This window comes from Geofilum rubicundum JCM 15548 (assembly GCF_000974365.1).
Taxonomy (GTDB): domain Bacteria; phylum Bacteroidota; class Bacteroidia; order Bacteroidales; family Marinilabiliaceae; genus Geofilum; species Geofilum rubicundum.
Genome location: NZ_BAZW01000002.1, coordinates 72885 through 93180, shown reverse-complemented (window position 1 = coordinate 93180; position 20296 = coordinate 72885). Strand labels below are relative to the sequence as shown.

General features: G+C 39.9%; 13 protein-coding genes and 1 pseudogene. 4 read left to right on the top strand and 10 right to left on the bottom strand.

From position 1 onward, the window contains the following. From JCM15548_RS01740 to JCM15548_RS01730, 3 genes are all read right to left on the bottom strand, one after another. Positions 1-3246 carry a helicase-related protein gene (locus JCM15548_RS01740; protein ID WP_062122169.1) on the bottom strand — a complete coding sequence of 1082 codons (3246 nt, stop codon included), beginning with the start codon at positions 3244-3246 and terminating at the stop codon, positions 1-3. A gap of 2 nt (positions 3247-3248) precedes the next feature. Beyond that, positions 3249-3539: a helix-turn-helix domain-containing protein gene (locus JCM15548_RS01735; RefSeq protein WP_062122168.1), complete on the bottom strand. Its 291-nt coding sequence runs from the start codon at positions 3537-3539 to the stop codon at positions 3249-3251. Between the two features lie 995 nt (positions 3540-4534). After that, positions 4535-5095: a hypothetical protein gene (locus JCM15548_RS01730; RefSeq protein ID WP_062122167.1), complete on the bottom strand. Its 561-nt coding sequence runs from the start codon at positions 5093-5095 to the stop codon at positions 4535-4537. Between the two features lie 397 nt (positions 5096-5492). Between JCM15548_RS01730 and JCM15548_RS01725 the strand changes: the two genes are divergently transcribed. The 3 genes and pseudogenes from JCM15548_RS01725 (at position 5493) to JCM15548_RS01720 (ending at position 6567) form a co-directional block, all read left to right on the top strand. Next, positions 5493-5798: an ADP-ribosylglycohydrolase family protein gene (locus tag JCM15548_RS01725; RefSeq protein ID WP_157482315.1), complete on the top strand. Its 306-nt coding sequence runs from the start codon at positions 5493-5495 to the stop codon at positions 5796-5798. Positions 5799-5970: 172 nt separating this feature from the next. After that, positions 5971-6111 (top strand): annotated as a pseudogene (locus JCM15548_RS26075) (hypothetical protein); the annotation flags it as partial. Between the two features lie 144 nt (positions 6112-6255). Further along, complete coding sequence (locus tag JCM15548_RS01720) at positions 6256-6567, top strand: hypothetical protein (RefSeq protein ID WP_157482314.1); 312 nt, start codon at positions 6256-6258, stop codon at positions 6565-6567. Positions 6568-7436: 869 nt separating this feature from the next. Here JCM15548_RS01720 and JCM15548_RS01710 read toward each other — a convergent pair. From JCM15548_RS01710 to JCM15548_RS01680, 7 genes are all read right to left on the bottom strand, one after another. Continuing rightward, positions 7437-7886 (bottom strand): hypothetical protein, encoded by a 450-nt coding sequence (locus tag JCM15548_RS01710; RefSeq protein ID WP_062122163.1) that lies wholly within the window; start codon positions 7884-7886, stop codon positions 7437-7439. A 126-nt stretch (positions 7887-8012) separates the two neighbouring features. Further along, positions 8013-9341 (bottom strand): DUF6371 domain-containing protein, encoded by a 1329-nt coding sequence (locus JCM15548_RS01705; protein ID WP_175577321.1) that lies wholly within the window; start codon positions 9339-9341, stop codon positions 8013-8015. Positions 9342-9438: 97 nt separating this feature from the next. Continuing rightward, entirely contained in the window at positions 9439-10896 is a 1458-nt protein-coding gene (locus JCM15548_RS01700) for a YfjI family protein (RefSeq protein ID WP_062122162.1), read from the bottom strand. After that, entirely contained in the window at positions 10893-11243 is a 351-nt protein-coding gene (locus JCM15548_RS01695) for a helix-turn-helix domain-containing protein (protein ID WP_062122161.1), read from the bottom strand. Before JCM15548_RS01695 ends, JCM15548_RS01700 begins: the two co-directional genes overlap by 4 nt. 94 nt (positions 11244-11337) lie before the next feature. Next, positions 11338-12183: a hypothetical protein gene (locus JCM15548_RS01690; protein ID WP_157482311.1), complete on the bottom strand. Its 846-nt coding sequence runs from the start codon at positions 12181-12183 to the stop codon at positions 11338-11340. Positions 12184-12270: 87 nt separating this feature from the next. Beyond that, positions 12271-13506, bottom strand: coding sequence for a site-specific integrase (locus tag JCM15548_RS01685; protein WP_062122159.1), 1236 nt, complete (start codon positions 13504-13506; stop codon positions 12271-12273). 304 nt (positions 13507-13810) lie between these two features. Further along, positions 13811-14923 carry a helix-turn-helix domain-containing protein gene (locus tag JCM15548_RS01680; protein ID WP_157482309.1) on the bottom strand — a complete coding sequence of 371 codons (1113 nt, stop codon included), beginning with the start codon at positions 14921-14923 and terminating at the stop codon, positions 13811-13813. Positions 14924-15094: 171 nt separating this feature from the next. Here JCM15548_RS01680 and JCM15548_RS01675 point away from each other — a divergent pair, with 171 nt between their 5' ends. Next, a complete protein-coding gene (locus JCM15548_RS01675) occupies positions 15095-20206 on the top strand; it encodes a T9SS type A sorting domain-containing protein (RefSeq protein WP_062122157.1) in 5112 nt (1703 codons plus the stop codon). Positions 20207-20296 lie beyond the last annotated feature (90 nt).

Genomic DNA, 20296 nt, shown 5'->3' with positions numbered 1-20296 from the left:
TTACTTGGTTATATATCCTGAAAGGATTACTTCACGTTTTTGAAACTTCTTGGCATTCTTTGACCCTTCTATTGCCACAAAACGGATGTGTTTTTCAAGAATGTGCAATACTTGAAGCGGATCAATGGTTTTTTCCAATTCGTTTTTAATCAGCTGTGCTGTTTTCTTAGCTATCGTCCCTTGTGCCAGCATTTCTTTTACACCATTGATAAACTCATCATTGGAATCGGTAAATCCTTTAAAGTATTTGAATGATTTGTCTTTAAATCTGTTTTCAATGTAATTGGCATTGGAACGTCCACTGCTACCTTTCGATCCTTCATCCCTCACGGAGGTGTCCAGTTCAAAGCGAGTTTTGTTGGTTTGCAATAAATGGTAGTATTCCCTTGGAATGTTGGCACGTATAGTATCAGGCTCACATTCTAATTCTTTCACAGCATCAAAAAAGGTGATCTCACTTGACTTTCCGTTTTCGTTGATGTAGAACTTTTTGAGTTTTCCAATTCGGAAGAAGGTTACCAATTGGTCGGCTTCCAGTTTTTCTTTTTTGAATCCTGAACGTGCCTTTTTAGGAAGGTTTTTAATTTTTTCAAATAAATCGGGTTGTTCGTCTCGGATTATACGCATCATTTCCAGATACTTCAATTCAGAATCGCCTTCACCATCTTCACCAGTGTAGGCCGTTTTGCTATTCAAAGTGTTAAATAATTGCTGACTGCCAAATTCTTCGCCATCACTCAGGTATTTGGCATCTTCTCCCAAAATATCGTGAAACATTTGGATTTTGTTAGTGATGTTCACTTCCAATCCAAGGTGTTCATCTGACTGCGTAGTAGGGAAGAAGTTGAAAATATGCACTTTCGGAAAATTACTCCCTAAACGGTTGACACGACCTACACGCTGCAAAACCCTTGTCGGATTCCAGGGCAAATCATAATTGATTAGCACATTGGAACGGTGCAGGTTTATACCTTCTGCCAGTACATCTGTAGCAATCAGGATTTTTACATCGTCTCTTTTCTCCTTGTGCTTGGGATCAAAATTAGATGCAATAATGTCTCTAGAAACGGTGTGGTTTGAGTTCAACTTTTTATCGGAGTGTCTTCCTCCTGTACTTGAGTAGAACATAACTTTTCCGGGAAACTCATCCAATAGCGTTTCATACAAATAATTGCCTGTCTCTCTTGATTCGGTGAAGATGACCAGCTTATTTTTCTTTAAAGCAGGAAAGTTTTTTAAATCGTGAATAAACTGGTCCAACTTGGGGTCGGCATCTACTTTTGCCCAAAGTTTTTTTACTTCACGTAAAACATCCAAGTCAAATTCCAACTTATCGACAAATTCTTTTCTGAAATCTTTTGAATCATATTTTTGGGCTTTTTCGTCCTCCACAAAGGCTTCCAGTCTCTCAATATTGTCGCTTTCAATCAGGTCATAGACATCCACCTTTTTACTGATGTAAACCGTTCCACCGTGAAACATTTCAATAAACTTTTCATAAGAAGTAATGAATCGGTCAACACTTTGGCGAAAAGCGTGGAAACTGCTTTCCAATCTCTTTACCAGAATACCCTTCATAAATCCACCCACGTTTCTTTGTTGCTGTCTTTCAAACTCACTTAAGGCTTTGTTCCCAATGTAGAAAAGTAGAGGTGTGTATCGGGCATAAGTAAACTCCTGAAGATTTTTAATGGTCTTGTTGAAAATGGTTTCCAATTCGCCTTCGTACTTGTAAATTATTTTTTGCGGATTGGCCAAATCAGGGAAAGTCAATCCCTGCATTTGCATATCCTTCCTGAAATAGGTCATTACATCTACTCGGGTTCTGCGAACCATTACATACCTTAATATACTGTTTCGAATATCGTTTGAGACCTCTTTGATTAGCTTTTTGTATTCAGGGTCGGTCTTCTCAAGTTTATTCAACTTATTTCTATACCCGGCAAAGTATTTTTCAAGATTAGGAATTCCGGGAATAGTTGAGTTTTTAGGTGCTTGAAACAATTTCAATTGTGCAAAAATATCATCAACCGTATTGTTGAGCGGGGTGGCTGTTACCAGAATCACTTTCTTACCACGGCAGATGTCCAACAAATCGGCATAGGACTGAGTACTTTCATTTCTGAAACGGTGGGCTTCATCTACCACAATATAATCGTAACGTTCTAAACCTTTTTTGATGATATGCTCCAACTTGCCTAATGATTCCACTTCAAACCTTCTGATTCCAAAATCGAAAAGTGAATCTTTCCAGTAGTCTTTCAATACGGGCGGACAAATAACCAATGTTCGTCCTTGCAGTTGTTGAAGCAATAAGGCTGTGATAAAGGTTTTTCCTAAACCAACTACGTCTGCCAAAAAAACACCATTGTAGGTCTCCAGAATTTTCTTTGCTTGAATAGCTGCCTGATTTTGGTATTTGAGCTTCATAAAACCATCTGGAAGGAAAGGTTCAAATTCATCTGCTAAATTAATGTCCTCTTCCAAGTATTCATAAATGAGTTTCAAATACAATTCATATGGTAAAATTTGGTCGTTGAGCCAAGTTTTATTTTGAATAGTATCAATAAAGTCATCCGAAATGTCAACTGATTCTTTCCAAAGTGCATTGAATTGGTCTTCAGCAAAAAGCACGTCACTTTTGGTTCGTAATTCCACATTAAATTCTCGATTGGCCACAAATCCCGATTCCGAAAAGTTACTAGAACCAGTTATAACAAAACCATAATCTCGGTCCTCCGGCTTGAATTTTCCGATATATATTTTAGCGTGAATGTTTTTGGAAGGATAAGCCCGGATTTCTAATTTCTTTCCGTTTCCATTAAAATCCTTTTCCATTGTAGGATCTTGGCAATCGGTTTGCAGAAATTCAATGAACTTGCGAATGCCCAATTCCAGTCTATTTTCATTCTCTTCACTGTTTTCAATTTCCTCTTTTAGGTTTGCCTGAAATTTCTTTTTGGTTCTTTGATGTGATTCAAAGTCGATTATTCCATTCTGTTGATGGTATTGCATCATATCGTATGAATCCCTATCAATACTTAACCCAACCAAAATTCTAATTTTTTCAATAGGCTCTAAAGCATCATACAATTGATAAAAGCCGCTTGCCCTGAAATAGCCGACTAATACATCAAAAAAATGTGTGTCTTTAAGTGTTGATTTAAAGCGGCTCAATAAAGTATGTCCTTCTTCATTTGTGAAAAAGGTCAAGTCGGTTTGGTCTATTTTACTATTTATACTCATCTTTATTCGCGGCTTTTTAGACTGTTAAGCGTTTCTTCCAAGCCATTTTTTAAAAATCTTAATTCTCCCAGGTCTGATAAAATTACCGCTTTGATGAACTCAACCTCTATCTCCTTATCTTTTATTTCCAAGGCCTTAGCCAAAGTTGGCAACATCTCTGTAGTCGCCACTCGTTCATTTCTCTCAATCTTGCTTAAGATAGAAGTGTCTATGTCTAGTTCGGCAGCAACCTTTCTAAGTGGAAGTCCCAGTTGTTCCCGTTTGTTTCGTAAATATTCTCCAAAAGAATTCATCTTGTCGTATTTATTTGGACTTAATTTTCAAACTTAATAAAGTTTTTTGATTGTGTCGTCCAAGCGTTGACAAAAAATCAAATTCTTTAAACTATGTAATAGCAAAACCAAAATGTGATTTAAGGGTGAATATATCTTCCTCAATAAGATAGCGAAGATATTACTTGAATATTCCGGAGTCTGCTGACCCCTCAACACTTGAAGGATTTTGGCTTTATTGATCCCATCCTAATTGAGCGGAGTTCTTCTTGGTCAGGCCCCCTACTAAGCGGGTCATCGTTACAGAGGTCAGCACCCTTAAACTTTTCTACCGATATTTGCATCGTCAAAGAACAACCGACGGTTGTAGGTATGGGACCAGCAGTTTAAATTTGGAGGTTCATTTCTTTTCATTGACGGTTATCTTTACATTACCCATGCGCCATTGCGATCAAATAACCCTTGGTGATAGGTGCATTGTGGAGTTGTGAATTTGTTGATTATTGTACTTCTCATAGAAAAGTGTCAAACACTCTTCCCCCATGGCCTCAAACTTCTTATTTCAAAGAATATTAGGAGAATCGATAAATGCCATGTTTCTCCAGGGTGGGCTTAACCCCATTAATGCTTCCTTAATAATGCCAATCTTTTCAATGTCTTTGAGCATCGATTCCTTTTTCTCGCCACTTCAAGTTCGCTTAATATGTGCCATATTCAAAATTGGTGTTTTCTGTCACTAATCGAGTCTTAAAATATAGGGGGCTGAAACAATAGCTTTTGCAGAATAATGGCATTGAGATGATCTATGTTTATAACCAATTCCGATAAATGTATCTATTATCTCAGGTGATGGAGCAACTTCCTCAAATGAATTTATAGTTTCAATTGGAATTTATTAGCTATCCATTCGTTAAAATGGTCTTGATTTATACTATGCAAATCATTATAAAAGGGATGTCCTTCTTCTTGAAAAATACTATAAAAGTCTGCTTTTTCAATAGCCATTTGAAATTGAATTAAAATAAGCCACTATAAAAATTAGGATTAGTCATTATATTGGCAACAATGTTCGTTAAAATATCACTGCCAAATCCTTTTAATTTTTCAATTAATTTAGTTTTAGCCTTGTCTGGTTCTTTTTCATAATTTTTCAATATTTCTTTTAATTCTTTATAATCTTTACCAGAAATTTCATCTTTTATAGCTTCTGTGAATAAATTTAAAACTACTTTTTGTGTATTGTTAATTACAATGTTTGTGCCTGTCGGGTTATTTATCTCACTCATTTTCGGTTCATCAGGAAGCAATTTTATTGCTCTCAGGATCCCAATTATTGTTTGATGGTTGTCAGGACTTAATTTTTGTGTAGCTCCTTTTACTTCTGGTAAATCACTCGGAAAATATGTTTTTATAAATCTCTGCGTAGTTGACAGCCAATCTTGATATTTTTCCCCTTCTGTTGTATGATAAACTGAATACATTCTGATAATATTAGGTGGAGAAGGAACAAATTGAATTGTTGAGGTTAATCTTTCTCCTTCAGAAATCAAATTGTTTAAAAGTTCAGTTTTATCCATATGCATGTATTTTTGAAATTGCTGCTTAAGTAAGCATAAACTACACAAAAGGTACGAGAATTGCGTTTATGCAGCTGTTAGCGAATTTTTATATTATTATACACCCCCGCGTGGAGTAAATGTATCAATAAATTTTGAATCGAGAAATCAATTAATAATTGAACAGCTGTCCATGATGTCTATTTCAAGGAAGGTGATCATTATGAAAGAAATGCAGTGAGAGGGTAAGGGATATTGGGCCCCACTGGAGATAACCTGTAAACTATGAACGTTCCAGTATTATTTGGCGGGATCGCCGGAAGTGATAGGTTCAAGGTTTCAATCATTCAATACCAGAAGGATTATTTTCCGGTTGTTCGGGAAGTCGAGTAGATATACTGATGATACCGTTTTAACAATGGCCATTGCCGATGCGTTATTGACTGGCACTCCATATGAAGTGGTGCTAAAAGAGTATGCACTTAGATATCTCGATGCTGGCTATGGATACTTATTTATGTCTTGGGAAAATAGCAACAGTTACGCTCCTCTTGATGCAATGCAGTCATATGGTAGTGGTGCTTCAATGAGAATTCCTCCTGTTGCATATTGGTTTAATAGCATGGAAGCAATTTCTTCTGCTACGGATGCATCTGCCATTACTACACACAGAACAGGCGAGGGGGTTTGTTTCTGCAGGGAAAATAGCTCGAATGGTTTATAGAGCTCGGTCATTAAGTTGTAAAGACCGAAATCAAACCATGAAAAAACATGTTCTGGGTAGTGATGTTATGGTAGAACCCAATGTGTTAATAGATCAGCTTAACCGGCTGCATGAAATAGATTTACATGCCAAGACTGTAATCACCCATGCTGCCTAGGCTTTTTATCACGGACACAATTATGAGGATGTTATCCACCTGGCCGTATCAATAGGGAGAAACAGTGATACCATTGCCAATATTGCCGGAGCTATTGCCTACGCATTTTATCAGGACATGTCAAAGGAGATAAACTCTAGAACAGCAGAGCATTAACCTCAGAAGTTTATAGATGTCATTGAGTCTTTTGAAAAAAAGATACAGCTTTAATAATATCTTAATTGGTTTATCCTGGATGAAACCGGACTTAAAGCAACTTGAAAATTATTGAAACTGGATTTTAACTTTAAATCTAAAATCATGGAATGTGAAATTATTTACAAAGTATCTCAGAGTGACTTGCGCAAGGTAATAGCGGAATTTGTGACGGAGGAACAAGGGAAAGTGTTCGACCGATTTTACAATGTCATGGTGGATGCCAAAACAGTCGCAAACATTCACGGAACCACTGCTCGAACAATCATCCGTCACGTAAAGTCCGGCACACTAGCAGCCGAGCCGACCGATGGCAAGGTTTACAAATTCCGATTATCGGAAGTACTGAAATTCGATTTCCAAAAAGTTAAATATCAGAAACATGGAGGCAGGACTTATTCTAGGGGTGAGGACTGATACGCTGATTATTGGGCATGTATTGTGAGTAAAACACTTAGCAATTTGTAAATATTAATTAGGAAGTAGTCCACATTTCAATCGAAAACTATACCACTTATTGCCAATGACCAGAAATTTCCAGAGCTCCTGAACTAGAGTTTGTTTGATGCTGTATGCAGGCTGGATAAATGCCATGCATGTCCAGGGTGGGCTTAACCCCATTAATGCTTGCTTCCTTAATAATGGCAAGCTTTTCTTCTTTTCCATCAGTGTAAAATTCTAGATTATTTTCTATAACTAAATCCGATATTTTAAGGAACCGAAACAGAATAAAGGTTTTTATCCAAACAAATTGTGTATAGGCAGCCTGTATAACGTGTAACAGGGGGGTGTATATACAGGGTGTGAAGCTGTAACATTCACGTGTTCACTTCATTGCTCTCGAAGCACTGCCATTGTCTAAAAGCCAGGATATTACATCAACAGTGGGGAAAATAGTTGCGACTTACACCGTGTAACACTACTCCTTTATATTTCGCCTGTAAATTTACATCATTGATTCACAACAACTTGCAATCATTTCATTAAAATAGTATAGACAAAGTATTGACAATTAATATATGTTGCCTAAAATGCCCTATAAACACTATACTAAAACTAAAACAATGAAAAAACCTATAAGCGGCTTTTACCAATACCAGGAAATCTGGTATTGTTGATTTCCAGACACATACAACTGTTGAGGTGGTATTGTAAGTAATATTCCTCAAGGCACTTGGATGCACGAGGATGTTGCAATCGAATTTGCACGGGTTGTCTATGGATTTCTCGTTTTGGTGCAATGACCTCAAGTGATCTTCAATTCCGGCAATCAAAGGTCCCATTTCTTATTTTAGTATCTCTGTAACTTCTAATGTCTGTAGGTCTAGGTCTTGTACTCTATACTGCTCAAAGACACCTTGTTTCATCACTACCCACTCGATATATATGTTATTTAATTTTGGAAGTAATTTTTGAGTTGATAATTGAATGAATCTCAACATCGTGTTAAACATTTCATCATCCTGGACTGCTTCAAAAAAGTCCTGATTGATTTGAGCCCTATACTGATCGAACTTTATTATGCTTGAGTAGATTGCTGTGTATAACACAATGTCCTTCTTAGAGTTTTTTACTCCTGAATTAGCTTCCACTCCTACCATTATCACGGTAGCTTTTTCTGCGGCTGCTCGAAGAGCTTCCTCATCATTCATTTTATTTGATAGATACGCATAAACTACTTCTTTGATTTCATTGCGTCTTGCCTTATCCATATTTACTCTTCCTGTTGTAATCATTGTAGTTATTTTTAATATTTAATTGACAATATCGATTCGCCCTATAATAACCCACCAAACTGTGGCAAAATTGAAAAACATAACACCCTTTCAATTATTAGAATAGATTCAAAATTCCCTGCGAGCCTAAAATGGTATGTAATAAATAACTTCTGTAGTGCTGCACCAATGAAGTCGGTTATCACTTATCATTTCTGCTAACAGGGCTTTTGAATCTTTCTCTGGCTGGATATCAGCAATGGCTTGCAATATTTGAGCTCTTGTATAATCTTTGTGTGCTTCAAGTTTAAAGCTGCCATCATTCTCATTTACGCGATGGCTAAATACACTCTTTTCTACTGTCGATGAGCTAGTAGCTTCGGTTATTCTTGTTCCTTCAATAGATGTGGGAGCCTGTGGCTCCTTCCGAATATTTTTTCTGTATTTTCTCCAATCATTTTTTATTAAGATATCTGCAAGGTCGCTGCCGGCAGCTCTGTCTTCTTTTGTTGCCAACTGCTCCAGGAAGTCAGAGGTATAGAACCTTGCTTTGGGTATTTTCTTTTGATATTCTTTGGCTTTTGTATCCCATTCCTTAAAAGTACTTCCATCTTCAGATAAGTCAGGAAACACAATTACATTTCGGGTATCCAATACTTTTGTTTTCTCAAAGGAGAAACTGCTTTTGTTGTAAACTGCCAACCATAATAAATCCTTATCGGTTTTAGGCAAGCCTATATACAATGTTCCATATATAGCCGTCTTTGGTGCTTCCACTAATGCAACAGGATTCTTTGGGTATCTGCTTAAAAGGTGTTCGCCAAATAAACAGGTGAAATAACCTTGACTGTCTCCATACTCGATATAACTTGTCAGCCATCCCGGGGGTGTTCTGTTTTCCATTTTTAACCCAGATAAAATAACCTTATCCAATTTGCCTGTTCGGGTGGTATGGTTTTCATTATCAAACCTCTTTACTTGAATGGTTCTTACATTATCTCTTATATCAATATAAGGTAGGGTGATTGCTCCCATCCAATCACCTTTCGCAACCGTTCCCAACCGATACAGCTCAATAACTTTTGTAACATCCTTGGCATTAAATGGGTGTGCAACTTTATGTAAAAGGTTCTGAATGAAGGTGTTTTTTTTATAACGTTCCGGCTGCAATGTTTTTTTGAATGTTTCAAAATCAAAATAAACGGGTTCGGGTTGTGGTTGAGGTTTCCGATGAGGTCTCGAGGAGCTTATAAAATTTGTTGCGTTACCCGTTTTCTGTTCTTCAACATTTCTAGCATAGCCATCTGAATAAGGATTTAAAAAATAATGGCCGTCTCCTTTATCGCATCTTCCGTATTGATCTGGTAAATAAAGTCCTGTTTCCGTATCAATATATTTTACAAACCGTTTCCTATTGCAGTCGGGACAAACAAACTTCCTACTGCTTTTGTCTAATAAATATCTATAATCATTCATTTTTTAGCATTTAGGATTTGCACGTTGCACAAGTTGCATTAGTTGCATCAGTTAAATTTCTTTGTGCAATGCATGCTATAAGTGCAACGTGCATTTATTAAAACCGTTTTTCGTATTCGCCTCTTTTCAGGTGGTTGAATAGATCTTTATTGCTTATGAAAAGCTTAAAAGTTCTTTCAGCTACTCCCATATTTTTAGCAACCTCTACGCCTTCATTTGTTAAAAACGCCTCTGGCAAGGCATTGTAAAGGTTTTGCTTATCAGATGGTAGTTTCTCCAATGGGTTGGTATTTGACACAATGGCATGCACCTTAAGTGCTGATCTTTGGAAGTACTCAGCCAACTGGATAGCCCCATCGACCGATTCCAAACTGACATATTGCCTTTCACTCTGATTACAAGCATATCGCATCATTTCCAGACATAAGGCCAAACGAATAGCATACACTTCAATTTTTGCAAAAATACCGCACACTGATTCGTTTTCTGGTTTATTACTCAGGTCGGTTAATTGTCTTTGCCATTGGGATAAACGCTTTTTGGCTTCAGGTGTAAACCTTAAAAGCATAGGCATTGGATTGCCTTCTCCGTCTTGACTCATTGGCATATTCAAAAGGCTTGAGATAATATTTTCCCAATTCTCAATTACATTTGAGTCTAAATCTTTTTCACTCCAATAGCTTTTTTTCAAGTCGTCAGGAACAACAAACAGCAACCTATCTAAAAAGCCGTTTTCAGTTCTATTGGCTGCCAATTCATTAATCACTCCAGGCTGAATTGTTCCAATAACAGAAATAAAAGGAGATTGTATTTTAGTGCTTTCAGTTGTTTTTCGGTTTATCGTAATCGAGATGCTGCTCCAGGCACTTAACCAAAATTGTTCTTCACTTCCTTTATTATACCGATCGAAATTTTTAAACCAACTTGCTAACTCATCAGCATATACACCAAGACCTCTCCTGTTTATCCTATGAACGTCTGCAAGCGCTTCTGGAGTAAAGTCGCTAACTAAGTACTGCTCCCAAACAGGTTTAATCATATCGTCATAGCCTTGTTCTTTCCTTTCATTTTTGCTGAGTGCTGCAATGGCATTGTACTCATCCATTTCTTTCTGAAATTTCTGAAATTTAAGATCGTCTTGCTTCTGAATTGGTTTTAATGCAAACCGAAGCGGGTGGCTTTTATTTGTTCCGGCACGACCAACAATTGAAATATATAGAACAGCCCCTTCTTCCCAACCTTTCATTACTTCAATTCGGTGGGTATTCCCTATTGAGACAGAAACAGCGTACAACATTGAAACAGCTATAAAGTCCACAGGAAATTTCAAGCTTTCATTTGTGGCTGTAATTATCTCCTGTACGGTCTTCGGAAACACCTCAATTGGGAAGGCGTTTGTTTTTGCTTTCTGCTCAGCTTCAAATGCTTCGAGGAAGACATTCAAATGATTGTTGAGGGCATCTGGATCATTAAGATCTTCAAAAGTTGGATTTATTTGACTACCTTTACTTTGGAATTTGTGTAAAGGGTTGGTTTTTGAAAAGTTGTTTTTCATAACTCAGCCCTTTTTTTATTTGACAAATACGCAGCAGCTTCCTGCTCTATTTCAACGTTTGTTTTTTTACGCCCACCCTTGACGTATGCCATCAGCTCACTACTGGAAAAATGGAGATGTTTGCCACGCTTCATATATGGCAATTCGCCCTTACTTACCTTGCTGTAAATTGTGGGAACTGTTAGATTTAGAAACTTTGCTGCGCCCTGAACATTTAGGAGTTGCTCGGTTTTCTCGGTGGGGAGTACATCCTGTTTTTCAATTAACAGGCGTTTTAATTCGCCAACTTCTTCTGTTAGCAATGCTATCGCCAGAGGGAGCTGATCAAAAGTGAATGTTTGTTTCATAGCTATTATATTTTTAAATAATAGCTGCAACTTAGATTCACGTAACCGGTAACGTAACCGGTAACACTCAGTTTTTTTAGGTATTTATTTAACTTTATTCTATTAAATCGGTTAAGTATTGTCTGTCATTATCAGCAGTTTCATAAGCATTTTCATTTTTTTTCAGAAAAGGCAAAATATTTTTAATTCTTTCAGGGGGTAATGGATTTTGTGGGTTTTTATTACTCATCGAGCTATTAGAATTTTCGTCATTAAGATTAATCCGTTTCTTTATTTTGTGGTATTCTTTATTTAGAAAATTAAAGGTTGTTAAATCTCCGTCTATATTGACTACGTTGTTCTCTTGAATAAACTTTATCATCCTTTCTGTTTTAGTACCTTCCTGTGAACTAGCCTCATCCAGATAATAAAAAACGATGCTCCAGTCAGACACACTAAGTTGTCTGTCCTTTTTATTTTTTGGTGAATAAACCTGCTGTATGTAATTAAAATATGCTTCAGTGTATTGTTGAATGAGTTCAATATCGTCTTTATTTATGTAAGGGTTAATTTGTTTGGAAAAAACCACAAACTCTTTTTCATGTGAAATGTGAAAGTGATAAAATTCCGCATCCAAATTACGCATGGATGACCCAGGTTTTTTATCCTCTGCTTCCCTGAATTCCCTCAGCCTCATCTTGTAATACCTATCGATTATTACTTGTTCATTTTCATCGCCTAAATAATGCAGCAGATATGCCGTGAATCCTTTGATAATAACGGGGAAGTTCACTGTGTCTAAAACATGGTCGGGATGGATTTTATTAAGCTTATCATCTTTCCAGTGATAACTTGCTACTTGATACCAGATTTCGCTTGGGTTAAACCTAAACTGAGCAATACTACTATTCTCCCAATTGTCCGAAATAAACTCTTTTTTTATTCGTTGTAGTGTATTCATAATAAGCATAATGCTGTTTTTAAGGGTGATGTGGCAGATGGACTAAGTTCATAATATTATACATATCGATGCCGATAGCCTTAATAATTAATTCGCCTGGCTAAATCCTAAAGTTAATACGTTGGTTTGTTCTTTAATTTTATCATCCTCAAAACTGTCTAAATAGTTCTTTGTTACCAGTACAGAGCTGTGTCCTAAAAGTTCGCTAATCATTTCCGTTGTTGCTCCTGAACGCTTTAGTACTGTTGCAAAACTATGTCGTGCGAAATAGGTGGTTATCTCTTTGTCAATGCCCAGTTCATGCGCTATTTTCTTCATGTACTTATTGATGGTCTTTGTTAATTGCTTGACAGTTTTGTATTGCTGTTCACTTGTCATTTCAGTCTTAATGTATGGAAAGATAAAAGCATCCTTAACCATTGAGGGTTGTCCCCATTTATTAATAATTTTCAGAGTTTCAGGTTTCAGTGAAACTTTGATATGGGTGGATTCACTTTTTCGTTTGGTTTTCTCTCGTATGTAAGTAAGCATATCCCCCTCAATATTGGACCACTTTAGCCAACAAAAATCTTTAACATTCATGCCATTGCTGAGGTAAAGAAACATCCAGTAATCCCTTGCCATTTCTTTTGTCGTATTCACCGGAACTTCATGATTATATATCTTGGCGACCTCCTCAACAGTCAACGCCTTCTTAACATTTTTACCTGTTGGAATAGAGTACTTTCCACCCTTTTCACCAAAGGGATAAATGCTTGAATCAATACCTTGCTGGTTATAAATAGCCCTTAAACTGCGCAAGTAAATACCAACGGTGGTAATGCTTCTACCACTTTCTAGCATCCAGTTTTCATATTTTCGAAGCAAATTCGGAGTTATTTCCGCGAATGTTATTTTCTTTTTAAACGATTCAAGGCTATTTCTTGCTCCATTATAGCTTTCCGCTGTGGAAATCCGTTTGTTGCTTCTTAAGTAATCAATGTACTTATCAAAGGCAAAAGAAACGCTATCGGCAATGTTTCTATTTTCAAAAAAAGCCTGTTCAAAACTGTCGAACGTAAAAATCTTAAGCCCATTAATGACTTGTTGAGCTTTATTCAAATGGTATATAATAGCATCATAGGTTTGTTTCTGCTCCAATGTTTTGCGCTTGCCGTTCCCTGCATGCTGCATGGCCTTTTCAAATTCCGCTTTAGTCAAATGTATCCCTATCCCAATGTACTTTCGCTTTCTGTTGTGGGTAATTTTAACTTTAACGGCACACTGGCCATTTTCTCGGGGTCTTAAAACATCTAGATAGATCTCTGCTGTTGCCTTATTCATATCTCATATTTTTCATTGTAACACAATTGTAACACAAATGTAACACAACAAGACAAAATAAACAACAACCATCTAATATAACAATCGTCTGTATGCCCACAATAATAAGGGATAGAAGTGTGGTTATATGAATTTGTTATTTGGTTGATATGAGTACGGGGTATGACTCATAATCAGGGGGTCGCTGGTTCAAGCCCAGCTGGGCCCACCCCTTAAACAAAGGGCTGCAGAAATGCAGCCCTTTGTTGTTTTCATCCGCTGTAACACCCCAAATCCCCAACTATCACACCGCCCTTCCCCACCTTTAAAGCTGCAAATTATCAAAAGCCCTTTTCATGGAGGCCAGGGAGCCAAAGCCGGACATTTCGGCCAGGTCTTGCTTGCAGATGTCCGGATTATTTTGGCGCAGCATTTGCGCATGTTTTACACGATAACTGTTTACAAAGGATGAGAAATTCTGTTTGAAATCCTGATTAATGACCGATGAAACGTAGGTTCGGTTTGTGCCCAAAACACGCGACACCTCCCATATAGTAAGGTCTTTGTTAAGATAAATCTTCCCCTCCTCAAAAGCTTGTACGATTTTATTCCTGATGTCGGCCAGCTGATCCGACTCATGCTCATCCTCAACACATTCTTTAACAGAAGCCTGATACAGATCTCCACTTTCCATCAATACCGCTCGCTGCATATTGCCCAGCCACCCTATAACAAAGAACATGACGGAAAAGACAACAGAAGGCAGGATAAGCCAATTTTCATTGCCAACAAATCGCTCCTTTCCAATGGCCGACAAAATGACGCCAAAAATGATGGTTACAAAAAGTGTCATGTTCAGCCAATAAATCTTATTCAAATTATCTTCTGAGGTGTTGGCATAATAGTTCTGGACATTATTCTTATTACTGCTAACCAGAGAAATTGACAGCCACATATATACCAAGCCCTGCACAATAAATACAACCCTGGAAGTCAGATAAACCATCTTCTGGTAGAGGAAAATTCCATTTAGCTTTTCACCTGAGAGCAACAGATTGTACAAATAATCCAGATGCGCTTCTTTTGTCATCAGCAACACACCTGCCAGGTAAAACAAAAACAATACAAAGGCTGGCAATAAAAACAGGGCGTGCTTTTTCCAAACAAAGTCTCTATCAACAGTCAACAGACGAATGTAGATATAGTACATCGGATAAACCAAAAGTGAAAACAAATGATAAAAGGGATCGGCGTAATGATACAATTCGGGCAGCGGAAGAAAGTAAAGCAAGTGCGAAAAGTAAAGCAGACAAGTCACCCCCATAAATTTGCCGAGCAAGAACTTGGGTTCACTCCCTTTTGCCCTATTGGTGTTTAGCGTTAAAAACCAAAACAGGGTAACATAAACAGGACTTAAAAGTAGAATTAGTTTTAACATATATACAAATATCTCAAGACCTCCAGCCAAAAAAATGTACGACCTTCAAATTTATCACAAATGCGCTGATATTTTACCTTTTGTCGTGCATATTTTACCTTTTGAAAGCCCCACAAATGAGTATAGTCTTACTTTTGATACGACCTCGTCTATTAACAAAAAACCAAAGCTATGAAAAAAACACTTTTACTCATCCTGGTCTTGACAGGCTTCATAAGCCTGAATGCGGCTGAAGTGTCGGGCACCATCAGTTCAAATACAACCTGGACTCTGGCCAATAGTCCCTACATAGTAACCAATCACATTACTGTTAGTGCAGGCGTCACGCTCACCATCGAAAGTGGTGTTGAAGTTCGATTTGCAGATGGAAGATACATGGTAATAGCCGCCGGCGTAACCGGTGGTACACTGAGCGCCAATAACGTTGTGTTTACTTCAAACACCGGCACTACGCCGGGTTTGTGGAACGCCATCTATTTCGACAATGGATCTACCGCTAACCTGAGCAATTGCAGTTTTCAATATGCCACACACGCTTTAAGAATCAGAGGAGCTGTAAACATGAATATAGACAGTTCCTGTTCCTTTAACAACATCACATACAACGCTGTTTATATGGAATTCAGCACCCTGAACAGCGGTATGACTTTGCCGCAACTAACCATTCCCTACTGGAACAATGGTAACAGTTTAACTGTGGCTAATGGCGCCAAACTAACCATTGAACCGGGTGTTGTTTACAAATTCAATGGAACCCGTGGAGGAATCTATGTGAATAACGGCTCTTTGCATGCGGTGGGAACAGATGCAGAGCCCATTATCTTCACTTCTTCACGAGACGACTCAGACGGCACCTGGGTGCAAGATGCTACAGCACCTGCTGTACGCAACTGGCGCCACATCCGTTTCATGAGTGGAGCAATCACCGAAAACCGCATGGAGCATTGCATTATCCGCTATGCCGGCTATTCTTCTTCTTCTGACAACTGGGGACAAAGTGCCTTAGATGTGAGCGCAGATGGCGTTGGTGTAACCATTAAGGATTGCACCTTTGAAAACAATCAACGCAGCTTATCCGTAATGGCGGGTGGCACTATTCATCTTGAAAACAGCATTTTAGGGGGCGCAGATTATCCCCTGTCCATGCGGGCTGACGGGAACATGAATGTGATCAATTCATCGATAGATTTTTCGGGAACACAAAACAAAGCGGTCCACTTAATAGGAAGCGCTCATATAAACACCAACGCCAACTTAAAGGTGCTGAATTTCAATAATGCCACCAACATTGCGTATTTCAATGACAACTGGATTGGAATTCCTGAAACCATGACACTGACCATCGACCCGGGCGTGGTCATTAAAGGTGTTAATACTAACGGAAGAATTGAAGTTCACGGAAAATTGATGGCCGAGGGGACAGAGGAACTGCCCATAGTCTTCACTTCCATGCACGATGACAACTACTCCGACCCCGTCGACAGTAACAACAATGGGGTGGCGACTGCCCCGGCCTTGAATCAATGGGGAGGTATTGTATTCCATCCTACAGCAGATGCTGCTTCAATGCTTACATATTGTAATTTCAGCTATTCAAATCGTCCACATGGGGTCAATTTTTTGAGCGAAAACGTGTATCCGGAAGCCACGCTTTCAATATTTGACGTTTCACCAACGGTGCAAAACTGCTCATTCTATGAGAGTAATTACGGCATAAAAGCTTATGGCACTGCTGCTCCACTTATCCAAAACTGCTCCTTCGAAAACATAAAAATTACGCCACTGGCCTTGAACGCATCAGCCAACCCGGTACTGGACAATAACAGCTGGGGCACAAATATCAAATACCGTGCTTTGGGCCTAATGGGACAAAAAACCGGAACTTCCGGTCGCATCACTAAAGTGGATGATGCAGGTTACACCAATCTGAGCTATCTGTTGCTGGACCATTGGCAGATTATTGAAGGGGTAAACGTTGAGATTGACCCGGGAGTTGTCATTAAAATCAATGACGGTGTGCATATTCATGTACGCGGCGGACTCAAGGCGGTCGGCACAGTTGACGAACGCATCACTTTTACTGAAAGACGGGATGATAATTTCGGCACACCGGCTGACCTTGAGGGTGACGGTAATGCCACAACGCCTGCAGCAAGGAGGTGGGGTGGCATATGCTTTTACAACAGCTGCGACAATGTCTTTAGTCAGGTTAAAAACACGGACTTCCGTTTTGGAGGAAGCGATGGTCTAAGGACAAGTTATACCTATACTTCGGGAGTGGATCCTTTAACCAATGCCGCAACCCTTCACAATACCTCACGCTCAGGGGTGCTGACCTTTTCGCGCTCGGCTGTGAACATTGAAAACATAAGCATATTTAGTTGCGGACAAGGATTGGCTTACTACGGACCTGAAGCTGTTGGAGCGGCAGTTGATGTAAGCATAGAGCAGAGCGAATACATGCCCATCGTGCAGACATGGTCGGCCAAACCGCAGTTCACCAACGTGACACTTATCAACAATGCCTATCAGGGGATCTTTTTGCAAGACAGAAAAATCGAATACAATACCACACTCGGAAAAACGACCGGAATAGAGGGAAGCAACACCCCGGCAAATGCGGTATATCTCACTTCTGATCTTGAAATAGCCAGCGGAGTAACCGTGCAGGTTAGTCCCGGATTAATATTCAAGAACATAGGAGGTTACTACGGTTATACCGTTAAAGGCGTTTTACAGTTAAATGGAACGGCTGAAGAGCGCATAACCCTTACATCTGTACACGACGATTCCCAGGGAGGAGACAGCAACAATAACGGAAATGCCACAACGCCGGGCAAAGGGAATTGGGCAGGATGGAGTTTTGGTATCAACTTTAACGGTACCGTAGGGGATAATAGCATCAAATATACTGATTTGAGCTATGCAGCTAACGGCATCCGCTTTCAAAACGCCAATGCATTGGTAGAAGACAGCAGAATAGAGCAGTGTTCCGAGAAAGGGGTCTCCATTGAGGGAACCTCCAACGCCGTTATACGACGCACGGCTTTCAATAACATGCAGGTTCCGGTGCGGAAAAATGCTTTCGCCACGGCAAGCCTTCATGAAGAGAATACCGCTTCAAATGTCAGCATCATGGGTATCGAACTGTTGGGGGAAACCTTCAACACCTCAGAAACTCTGCCGCTATATACCTTTGCAGGTCATGAAGACATCAGCTATTGGCTGACTTCAACGCTAAATATTGGCGCCGGCACAACCTTAACCATACCGGCCGGCGCAAGTTTCAAATTCCGCAACGCAGGCTCATCAACGATAACGCCTTGTTTTAATGTATTGGGCACATTGAATATTAACGGAACGGCAGAGAAGAAGGTCGTAATCACAGATGAACGTGAAGACAGCTATGGCTCTCCGCTCGATTTTAACCAGGACGGAACCGTGACACAAGCATACGCCAGGCACAACCGGATATTTATAGACTTTAAAAGTGGCTCAGCCGGGACGCTTCAGCATCTGATACTAAAAAGCAACGGTACCGGGGTGAATGTTACAGCGGCCGCTCCGGTGATGAATAATGTCGTGTTCGATAATCTGGATCGTGGCGTATCCATGACCGGAATTGGAGCAGCACCCCTGATTGAAAATTCCTTATTCAACAATACCACCTATCCACTGGAAACTTCACTGCTCTGCTTCCCGGCTTCGCTGGCAGGCAACACATTTAGCGGCACTTCCTATAAGGGAATTAAAGTAGCCGCCGAAACCTTAAACCAGAATGTTACACTGGCGCCAAGACCTTTCGGTGAAATGGAGAATGCGCCTTATATTTTTGAAAACTACACGGTCAACGCTGAGCTGAGCATAGAGCCGGGGGTAAAATGTAAATTTCTGGACGGCCGCGGCATAACCGTAAATCGTTGGCTGAAAGCCATTGGAACAGCTGAAAGCCCCATTGTATTTACCTCTATTCGGGACGATTATTATGGCGGCGATACCAATGCCGATGGAAGTGCTACCTTGGCCAACGGCTCACATTGGAATGGCCTTGCCTTTTCCGATGCCAGCATTGATGCAGATTGTATCCTAAGTCATGTGATTATTAAAAATGCTTACGAAGCAGTTACCACCACGAACGCAAGTCCTCAGTTGACTAAGGTTACATTTTACACCAACCGCAATGCCGTGCAGGCCGGCGGAGCATCCAATCCGGTAATCACAAGCTGCGACTTTGTAGGTCAGAGCCAGCGGGCGATAAACAATGTCAACCAATCCTTTACCATTCAGGCAACAGATTGCTGGTGGGCCAGCGATGAAGGCCCCGTAGCTGCTGCCACACCATCGGGAGACAGGCAGGCTGTAAGCGCCGGTGTAAATTTCGAACCATTCCGAACAAACGGACTCAATCAGCCCCTGCTTGGAGATGTAAGCGCTAACGGTGTGTTACAGGCATATGACGCTTCACTGGTACTACAAGCAGCCGTAGCGTCGCTCGTTCTTGAACCGCATCAGGTATTGGCAGCAGATGTGAGCGGCGATGGATTAGTCACGGCCTATGATGGAACTTTAATCTTAGAATATGTTGCCGGACTTCGTCCCAACATGCCGGGAGGTCTGAAATCAGCGCAAATGGGCAGTTCAGCTGACGGTTCATACTTAACGATTGGGTCAGGGGATATCGGCGAAGATTTAGATTTGTATTTACCCTTGGGTTTGGAGGGTACGCCAACCTCAGTTGGCGTAGATATTGAGCTGAGCTTTGAGCCCTCCCTGCTACAAGCCATAGAAGTCTCTCCTCATGCCGGTTCAGACTTTATGCAGGCCGTACGCATTGACAACGAAAAAGGTCGCCTCTATTTAGCGGCAGCATCCACCAACGGACAAGCCGGCAGCGATTGGAACCTGGTGCACTTCCGCCTTTTAGATAAGGCAAATGGCCCTTTTGAAACAGCCATCTCAGCAAACTTATTCCGTGTCAACGAAAAAGATGCAACAGCAACGGTTGTTAGCGGAACCGTAAGATACCATGTGCCCACAACTGTTAATGGTCCCGCTCAAGGTAGCCCATTCACTTGCTATCCCAATCCGGTAAAGGAGGTCCTGTACCTCAGCGGTGCGCGTATGGGCTCTGTATTAAGCATTTTCAACAGCATGGGACAAAAGCTGACCACCCTAATCGTTACAGAGAGCAGCATCAACGTCGGTTCTCTTAAAAGCGGCTTGTATTATATCGTACTAACAGATGGTAAGGACACGAAAAGAACGAAGTTTTTGAAGAAGTGATGATGAGCTGCAAAATTCACAAACAGAACTAAGCGTTTATGGATGAAACAGGTTGGCTGAAAAAGAATGATTTCCTTCCCCCCTCTTAAC